Annotated in this window: 7 protein-coding genes; 5 read left to right on the top strand and 2 right to left on the bottom strand. The window is 58.2% G+C overall.

The window, feature by feature from the left end; translation table 11 throughout:
- The first annotated feature begins 19 nt into the window (after window positions 1-19).
- From ACWIZX_RS03415 to ACWIZX_RS03435, 5 genes are all read left to right on the top strand, one after another.
- Window positions 20-1411, top strand: a complete 1392-nt coding sequence (locus ACWIZX_RS03415) for an oxidoreductase (RefSeq protein WP_448334816.1) — start codon at window positions 20-22, stop codon at window positions 1409-1411.
- Window positions 1408-2031, top strand: coding sequence for a ThuA domain-containing protein (locus ACWIZX_RS03420; protein WP_448334810.1), 624 nt, complete (start codon window positions 1408-1410; stop codon window positions 2029-2031). Before ACWIZX_RS03415 ends, ACWIZX_RS03420 begins: the two co-directional genes overlap by 4 nt.
- The gene (locus ACWIZX_RS03425) at window positions 2028-3047 is read left to right on the top strand and encodes a Gfo/Idh/MocA family protein (RefSeq protein WP_448334811.1); all 1020 of its coding nucleotides are present in this window, start codon (window positions 2028-2030) and stop codon (window positions 3045-3047) included. The genes ACWIZX_RS03420 and ACWIZX_RS03425 overlap by 4 nt, the downstream gene beginning before the upstream one ends.
- Window positions 3048-3122: 75 nt before the next feature.
- Window positions 3123-4595 carry an MFS transporter gene (locus ACWIZX_RS03430; protein ID WP_448334812.1) on the top strand — a complete coding sequence of 491 codons (1473 nt, stop codon included), beginning with the start codon at window positions 3123-3125 and terminating at the stop codon, window positions 4593-4595.
- Between the two features lie 15 nt (window positions 4596-4610).
- Window positions 4611-6689 (top strand): hypothetical protein, encoded by a 2079-nt coding sequence (locus ACWIZX_RS03435; protein WP_448334813.1) that lies wholly within the window; start codon window positions 4611-4613, stop codon window positions 6687-6689.
- A gap of 10 nt (window positions 6690-6699) precedes the next feature.
- Here ACWIZX_RS03435 and ACWIZX_RS03440 read toward each other — a convergent pair whose 3' ends face one another.
- Window positions 6700-7920: a YhfC family glutamic-type intramembrane protease gene (locus tag ACWIZX_RS03440; RefSeq protein ID WP_448334814.1), complete on the bottom strand. Its 1221-nt coding sequence runs from the start codon at window positions 7918-7920 to the stop codon at window positions 6700-6702.
- Window positions 7921-7960: 40 nt separating this feature from the next.
- Window positions 7961-9342, bottom strand: a 1382-nt coding sequence (locus ACWIZX_RS03445; protein ID WP_448334815.1) for an alpha/beta hydrolase family protein, incomplete at its 5' end; no start/stop codon positions are given.

The following is a 9342-nucleotide window of genomic DNA, read 5'->3' on the forward strand; positions in this document are numbered from 1 at the left end:
TTTCACCAGCCCGGCGGCCCTGCGGGTTCGTCTGGGTGAACTGGGTCTGGATGTGGACCTGGATGATGTCTTGCTGCCCGCCTCCCAATCACCGCTGGCGCAGCCGTTGGCGCTGCCGGGGGACGGTCGTCGGATTGGCAACCGCTGGTGCATTCAGCCGATGGAAGGCTGGGACGGCACTGCCGACGGCAAACCCAGCGAGCTGACCCTGCGCCGCTGGCAGCGGTTTGGAGAGAGCGGCGCCAAACTCATCTGGGGCGGTGAGGCGGTGGCGGTCTCTCCGCAGGGGCGTGCCAACCCCAACCAGTTGTTGATCCAGGATGCCAATCTGCGCGAGCTGGAGCGCCTGCGCCAGACGCTGGTGGCAGCCCATACCACCCGCTGGGGTGTAGAAGGTCTGCTGGTCGGCTTGCAGCTGACCCACTCCGGGCGTTTTGCCCGCCCTGAGGGCCGGCCGCAGCCGGTCATCCTCTATCATCATCCCATTCTCGACCGCCGCCTGGGATTGGACTCGTCCTACCCGCTGATGACCGATGCTCAACTGGATGACCTTGTTGGGGATTTTGTACGGGCGGCGCGGCTGGCGCAGGCGGCCGGTTTTGACTTTGTGGACATCAAACACTGCCACGGCTATCTGCTGCATGAAATGCTCAGCGCGGTGGAGCGCCCCGGCGCTTATGGCGGAAGTCTGGAAAACCGCACCCGCTTCTTGCGCCAGGTGGTGAGCGGCATCCGCACCGAAGCACCCGGTTTGCTGATTGGGGTGCGCCTCTCGGCGTTTGATTTCATCCCCTTCAAACCCGCCGCGGACGGCGTTGGGCAGCCGGAAGCGTGGCCGGAGGGGAAGGAGTATCCCTATGCCTTCGGCGGAGATGGCAGCGGTACAGGAATTGATTTGGAGGAGGTCAATCAGTTTCTTGGACTGCTCGAATCGCTGGGGGTACAACTGGTCAACCTGAGCGCCGGCAGTCCTTATTACTGCCCGCACATTCAGCGGCCGGCGCTCTTTCCCCCGTCTGATGGTTACCTGCCCCCCGAAGATCCGCTGGTCGGGGTTGCCCGCCAGATTCGGGTAACCGCGGAACTCAAAGCGCGTCACCCGCGGCTGATTTTTGTGGGTTCGGCCTATTCCTACCTGCAGGAATGGCTGCCGCAGGTGGCCCAGTGGAATGTGCGCCGCGGCGGAGTGGATTTCGTCGGTATCGGACGGATGGCGCTGACTTATCCCGACTTGTGTGGGGATGTGTTGAGGGGTGTGTCTTTGCAGCGCAAACGAATTTGCCGAACGTTCAGCGACTGTACGACCGCCCCGCGGTTGGGACTGGTGAGCGGCTGTTACCCGCTGGATGACTTTTACAAAAGCCGTCCCGAAGCCGAACAGCTGGCGGCTGCCAAACGGAGACGACTGTGAAAACCGTCTGGCTGGTGAGCGAGGGGTTGTTTCACCCGCCGCTGGATGGGCGGCTGGCTCTGGGGCAGACGTTAAAGCGCAGCGGTGCATTTCAGGTTTTCCAGTGCCGCCGACTGGAGCAGCTCCCTGTGGATCTGAGCGGTGTTGCGGCGGTGGTGCTGTACCTTCACCGCCAGCAGGCAGAGGATACCGCGCTGCGCCGCCTGCTGGATTACGTCGCCAGGGGCGGGGGAGTGCTGGGGGTACATTCGGCAACGGCTTCTTTCAAAACCAGTCCGGCTTATTTTGAATTGCTCGGCGGACGATTCATCGGTCACGGCAGGGTGCAACCGTTGCAATTTCGTCCGCTGCGCGAGGATCTGTTTGGCGGGATGGCGGCCTTTTCGGTTAGAGATGAATTGTATCATCACGAATTTCAGCCAAATGTCGAGGTTCACTGGCTGGCATCTGCCGAAGGGGAGGAAGCCCCGGCGGTGTGGACCTACCGTTATGCCGCCGGGCGGGTATGTTATCTGCTGCCGGGTCATCTGGGCAGCAGTCTGCGCCATCCCGCCGTGCGGGAAATCATCCGGCGGGGGCTGAATTGGGTCGTTTCGCCCGCGGAGGAAAACCCCTCATGAAGCGCCGGTTGAGGCTGGGAGTGGTGGGCTGCGGCGAGATCGCCCGATACACGGCGCTGCTGGCGCGGTTCGTTCCGCGGCTGGTTCTGAGCGCCTGCTGTGACCATAATGACGAAAAAGCGCATCGCTTTGCGCGTCAATTCCGCATTCCGCTGGCGTTTACAGAGGTGGAAGAAATGCTGGAAACGGCCGGGCTGGATGCGGTTTATCTGGCGCTGCCGCATCACCTGCACGCAGGGATGATTCGCCGGGCGGTGGAGGCGGGCAAAGCCGTGCTGGTGGAAAAACCGCTTACCCGCACGTTGAGCGAAGGGGTTGCGCTGGTCAACTGGCTGGCGGGGCAGAATGCGAAAGTTGGGGTCAATTACCAGTACCGTTATGATGCGGCTGCTTACCGGCTGGCGCAGGCGGTGCGCGCGGGTGAGCTGGGGCGGGTTTTCAGCATCCGCATCAACGTGGCCTGGCGGCGGGATGAGAGCTACTTTCGCTCGGCGGCCTGGCACAGCCGGCTGGATCAGGCTGGCGGCGGGACGTTAATCACTCAGGCCAGCCACTTTTTGGATCTGGCGCTGTGGGCGCTGGGAGAAGAAGCGCAGGAGGCAGCCGGCTGGACGGCAACGCCGCGCTTCGATGTGGAGGTGGAAACGCTGGCTGAGGCCATCCTGCAGACCGAAGGCGGCACACTGATCAGCCTGACCTCGACCATGGCGGCGGCGGTGGAAGAAGCGGTGCGGATTGAGGTGTACGGCGAGCGCGGGCAGGCCGTATATACCGACTTACCGCTGCCCCGTCTGCATGTTCGCGGGGTGCGCCTGGGCCGCCATCCTCTGCCGGTGGCGGGGCTGCATGCCTTGCAACGCAGCCTGCGCGGTTTTGTCAACTGGGTGCTGGATGATCAGCCGTATTTGATTCCGGCTGAGGGGGCATTAGTGGTGCTGGCAGCAGTGGAGGCGGTGTACCGCTCGGCGCAAAGCGGGCGGCGCGAACTGGTCGAAAAAATTCGCATAGCCAGATAATTGAGCGGGCTCCACTCCGCCGGGCGGAGTGAGAAAATAACCTGTTTTCCAGAGAAAGGTGGTTCAACCAGCGGCATGGCATCAACCGATCAACACTCCAACACAACGACCCCAACCGAAAAACCGCTCAGCCTGTGGACGCGGATCGGTTACGGCGTGGGGGATATTTTTGGCGGCGGTTCGGGCGTCATCATCAGTTTTTATTACCTGATCTTTCTAACCGATGTGGTGCGCATATCGCCTTCTCTGGCGGGGACGGTCATCCTGATCAGCAAGATCTATGACAGCATCACCGACCCGTTTGAGGGCATCCTTTGTGACCGCACACGCACCTTTCTGGGGCGGCGGCGTCCCTATTTGCTGATTGGCATTCCCCTCATCTTTCTGTCGTTTTTTGCGTTGTTTTATCCGTACAGCATGGAATCGGAATCCGCCCGTTTTACCGCCGTGGTGCTGAGTTACCTGTTCTTTTCCACGGTGGTCAGCATCGTCATGCTCAACTACAATGCGCTGCATTCGGAAATCACGCTGGATTATCATGAGCGTTCGCGCCTGAGTTCGATTCGCATTTTCTTTTCCACCGTAGCGTCCATACTGGCGGCCCTGCTGCCGCTGGAAATTGTCAAGGCCTTTGCGGATGTGCGCACCGGCTATATCGTCATGGCGGCCGGCTTTGGTTTATTCTTTGCGCTGCCTTTCATTGCCACGGTCATGGCCGTGCGCGAGCGCCCGGAGTTTCAGAAACCACCCCGTCCGTTCAACTGGCGGGAGGCTTTCCTCACTCCCTTTCAAAACCGTACCTTCGTGTACACGCTGGCAATGTACCTGTTTGCCTTTGTTGCCATTGATACGGTCAGCACGATTGTGGCTTATTTCATCAAGTATTATTTGCAGCGCAGCGGGGAGGTCAGCTTTGTCAACGGCACGCTGCTGATTGCGCAGGTCATTTCTCTGCCGTTTTATGTCCGGCTGAGCCGAAAGTTGGGCAAAGTGCGGGGCTATATCATCGGTTTGATCCTTTGGGCAGTGACGATGTTGTTCAGCTGGTTGATTGGGCCGCAATCGGCGCGGGGGTGGGTGTATGTCTTTGCCGCTTTTGTGGGGCTGGGCACCGGCGGAATTGTGGTGATGATTTATGCCATCTTCCCGGATATTCCCGATGTGGACGAATTGGGCAGCGGTCAGCGGCGGGAAGCGATTTATTCGGCGCTGGTGACCTTCATCCGCAAGCTCAGCTCGGCTCTGGCGATTTTTGCCGTTTCGCACGTGCTGGAATGGGCGGGTTATATCCCGCCGATTCAGGAATCGCTGAACGGCGGAATGCGCCTGATCGAACAGCCGCAAAGCCCCACCTTTCTGCTGGCATTGCGCCTGATTTTCATGCTGCTGCCGCTGGTTTTGCTTGCCCTGGCGTTGGTGTTTGCCCTGCGTTTCCCGCTGACGCCGGCCCTGCACCAGCGTTTGAATGCCCTGCTTGCCCGTCAGCGCGCCGGTCTGCCGGTGGACGAAGGAGAAAAGCAGGTATTGGTGAAAACCTTGCTTGGTTGAACACGGAGAAGAGTCATGACCGTTCATACCCAGCGCGACTATCAGATTCGCGCTTCCCAACAAGCACCCGAGGGCTACCCTGCCTCACCGGTGGCGGATTTCTTCGCGGAACAGCCCTTCATGCCGACTTTTGAGGAACGCAAACAGGTTTACATTCAACACGTACTGCGCAACCCGGCCCCGGCAAACACCAAACCGGTCTGGTTCGAACTGATTCGCTGCGCGGCGGGTCAAAAACCGCACGAGGGGGTGATTCAGGCGGCGCTGGATTTCATTGCCGCGCGGCGCGATTGCGCCGATTTTGTGCTGCACAGTATTTTACGCCTGTTGTACCAGTTTCCAGAGTGTGTCAGCCCGGCGCTGCGCGAGCGCGCCCGTCAGGTTGTGCTGGGTTTCAAGTATTTTCCCAACGAGCCGGGCGTGGATTCGCTGTGTACCTGGACGGAAAACCACTACATCCTGTACACCTCGGCGGCCTACCTTGCCGGTCAGTTGTATCCCGATGAGGTGTTCACCAACAGCGGCGAGAGCGGTCAGCACAAGATGACCCTTAACCGGGCGCGCATTTTGCGCTGGCTGGAACTGCGCTTCCGCACCGGTTTCAGCGAGTGGCTTTCGCACGTCTATTACGACGAGGATTTAACCGCGCTGCTCTCGCTGGTGGATTTTGCCGCCGATGATGAACTGCGCCGCCGCGCCGCCATGGGGATTGACCTTTTGCTGCTGGACATGGCTTTGAATTCGTATCATGGTGTATTTGGTTCGACCCACGGGCGGGCATACGAAAATACCAAAAAATGGGCGGCACAGGAAGGCACGACCGACACCACCAAACTGTTGTTTGGCATGGGCATTTTCTCCGCTTACGATAACATGAGCGCCGCGGCGTTTGCCCTCAGCCGCTACCGCCTGCCAAAGGTGATCGAGAAGATTGCCCAATTTGACCCGCCGGAGGGGATGCTCAACCGGCAGCGGATGGGGATTCGGCTGGCCGAGATGGAAAAGTGGGGATTGAGGCCGGATAATTTTGAAGATGGAATGCACTGCCTGACCCTGGAAGCCTACGTTCACCCGCGTACCATCAACCAGACCCTGCGCATGTTCGACCAGTGCAACTGGTGGGAAAATGATTTTCTGCGTCCCTTCTCACCGTTTCGTCCCTTCGTCCGTCCGCTGCGGGCGCTGGGTTTGCTGCCGGTGCTGGCTGCTGCCATCGAACGGGATGCCTGCCGCAATACCCGCGAGGAGGTCAATATCTACACCTGGAAAACTGCCGACTACATGCTTTCCACCGCGCAGGATTACCGCAAGGGTTACGGCGGCGACCAGCAGCATATCTGGCAGGCGACCCTTGGCCCGGATGCGGTGTGTTTCACCACCCACCCGGCGAAGTTGGAAGGAGCCACACCGAATTACTGGGCGGGCAGCGGACTGCTCCCCCGCGCTGCTCAATACCGCAATGTGGCGATTGTAATTTACAACCTGCGCCGAATACCGGCAGTCTATGTGCCGATCCGCCATTTTTACACCCATGCCTGGCTGCCGCGCGATCGGTTCGATGAAGTGGTGGAGCGGGGCGGATGGATTTTTGCCCGGCGCGGGACGGCTTATCTTGCGCTCTATTCCCGCAATCCCTACCGCTGGCGTGAGGCCGGGCAGTCGGAGCAGACGGCTGGGCAGCCGTTGGAGCGCAGGTCGGTGTACCGGGCGGAGGACGCGCTGCGCTTTCCCCGCCGCGAGGACGAGGGGCGCGAGATTGTGGCGGACGGCGCTCAAAACATCTGGCTGTGTCAGTTAGGCCGGCAGGCAGAGGACGGCTCGTTTGGCGATTTCATCACCGCAATCGGCTCGGCAGGGCTTTGTTTTGACGGCTTGCAGGTTTCTTTTGATTCGCCCGGCAACGGACGGATGGAATTCGGCTGGGAAGGCGACCTTCGGGTTGACGGTGAAAAGGTAGCACTGGATGCCTTCCCGCGTTACGACAATCCTTTCGTCCGGGCTGAATTCGGCGGGACAAGGGTCGAAATCGAGGCGTTTGGCGCTCCCCTGCGGCTGGATTGGGAAAACGCCCTCCGCGAGGGGGATGGGGTGTAGAACCGGCTGCTTACTCCACGGTTTGTTGAAGCGGGTAACGTCGCGCAATCTGCAGGGTTGCCCACAATCCGAGCAAACCGATCATGGCAATTACCGCTTCCAGTGTCCAGATTTTCTCGGCGGTGTTGGCGCCCCAATAGGCAGCAAAACCGCCGGGTGTGTCCAGCAGGGTCTTGTAAAGAATTGCCAGCCAGCCCCATCTGGCTTGTCTGCTGGCAATGGCATAAAAAATCAACACGCAGGAGAAAATGTGGGCGAAAATGACGGATAAACGCTCCGCAACGGGAGCAAGCCCCATTACCAGCGTGGCATTGTTGGCCAGATTGCCCAGGGTGGCTACTGGAAGCGTTTCGGCTGAAAGCAGACCGATCAGTGAAGTCCCGAAACCGGCCAATCCGAGCAGCACGGCTTCAATGACCCCAAAACCAATTCCAAATACCAGTGCCTGATTCCAGCTGGCCTTTCCCCAGCGTACCCTGCTGAGGATGAGCCATGCCAGTCCGGCCTCGAAGATGCCGGTTAGTGCGCCGATATAGAAATAGACTGCCAGATTAGCGGGAGAAAACAGGTTGTCACTTCCGGCGCCCAGTGCGCGAATCACGAGCGGGTTGAGTGGTACGGCAACGGCAAACTTGACTGCCACGGTCAACACCCAGAACAGCGCTCCCAGCCAAAAATAGCGCCAGCCCAGAATTTTCCGACGGGCGGCAAACAGCACAAAAACAACCCCAACCAAAATCATGCCCAACCCCGGTATGAGAACAGCAGGGCCCAACTGAATGGCGTGCCAGCTCAGGTCATACACCGCCGAGGTGTTTTCACTGTAAACCAGCCCAAGGGTGTAGGTTCCGGTTTGACCGGCTGGCAGGGTGTATTCCGTCTGAATTGAAAAATCACCACGGCGGATAGTGCCCGAATCCCATACCGGCTGACCATCTGGACGGCGCAGCTCAAACCGGATCGAGCCTTCGTTGACATTGCCGCTGACCTTAATCTTGACCGGTACGCCCTCGGAAATCATTGGCTCGTCCACAAAGATTTGAAAATAAAACTGTTCACCGGCTTGTGCCTGTTGAATCTGACTGCCCTGAACACTCGCCCAGCGGTAGTTCATCGGAATTTTCGAGGATGAAGCCGTGCAGCCGGTCAGCAGAATCAACAATAGAACAAACAGCCCGAAGACCGGTTTAATCAGTTTTAGGGTTGGGAGATAGGGGGTATAGTTTTGCATATTGGATCCTGAATTCAAAAGAAGAAGAACGTTAACCATTTCACGGGCAGGCATTGAATGCAATGGGTGACGCAGGTTGCAGATCCTTCAAATAGCAATTGAAAAATTCCAGACTGACTCGATTGAGTTCCTGCAGATATTCTACACTGGAGCGCTCCGGCTGTTTGCCCTCCAGCATTCGCACCAGCAGAGGGCTGGCAAGCGCAAGATCGGTTAGCGAAAAGTGACCAGCGCCTGCAAGATGCAGGTTATAGGCAGTTTGTGGTGTGTCGGAAAGCAGAGCAAAATTTTTTTCATATTGCGGCCATTCCGAGAGATGATCCCATGCGCCATCGGAATAGATATTCAAGACCGGCACGGGATAAGGCTGCCCGGAAAAGATAAAAGAATCATTTTTCACAGCAAGGATGTCGAAAAGAAAGGGGGACTCCAGTGCAAGCACGGCATCTATATCCTCGCGTTGCCTCGGCATTGCCAGGGCGGCTGAACCGCCCAACGAATGCCCCATCATGCCAATTCGGGTTGTATCCACAAGGTGATAGATGCCTTCAATACCTTCAGCGGCATTTTGTAAAATGGTGTCCAGCACAAGATTGATGTCTCCCGTGCGTGTAGCCAGCCAGCGCTGATACAACCGAAAGCTTTGTTGGGGATCGCGCCGTGCATCTTCCCGCTGTAGTTCGTTAAAGTATGCCATGCTGACAAAGGTTGTATGCCCATCGGTGGACTTCGTCCAAAATGCGTGAAAGGGGTGACCGATTGAGCAGATCACATAGCCATGGCTGGCCAGCTCAAGGAATAACGATTCGTTGCTGGTTTCCAGTCCCAGCCCGCCGTGTGAAAAAATAATCAGCGGGAAGGTCGCGCCTCGTGGGGTGTTTTCCGGATACCAGCAGGAGCAATTGACTTTACGGGGCAGTCCGTTTGCGGCAAATTGCTCCATGCGATGCTCATCGGTGTAAGTGTATCTTGCCGTTGCAACAATGTAGTTGCCGGTAGGAGTAAGCGGCCGGTAGGTCGGAAAGATGAGCGCAGGTGAAATTGCGCAGAAGGTCAGCAGTAAGGAGATGGTTGAGCGCAGGAGAATGTTCATCTTCGAGGCTGAACCTTCCTCCTTTGCCGATCGGACCAAGGTCCACAATCCGCCCACAGCCTGAAGCGCCAGAAAAATTGCAAGGCCGTACCACCGAAAATTCCATGGGATCACCGAAGACCACACCAGCCCGGCAAACAAAACCCCTGTAAGCAGGTGCATCATTGCCCTGATTTTAGAGTGGGGTAATTGGGTCTTCAGGCTGTAGGCAATCAGGGCAAGCTCACTGGTGAGGGCGATGGAGAAAACAAGAATGACCGTCAAGATGCCCTGATTTTCCAAACCGCTACTGCACCACCCATCACAATGCCGGCTGCCAGTCCGAGGGC

Source organism: Bellilinea sp., assembly GCF_053501535.1.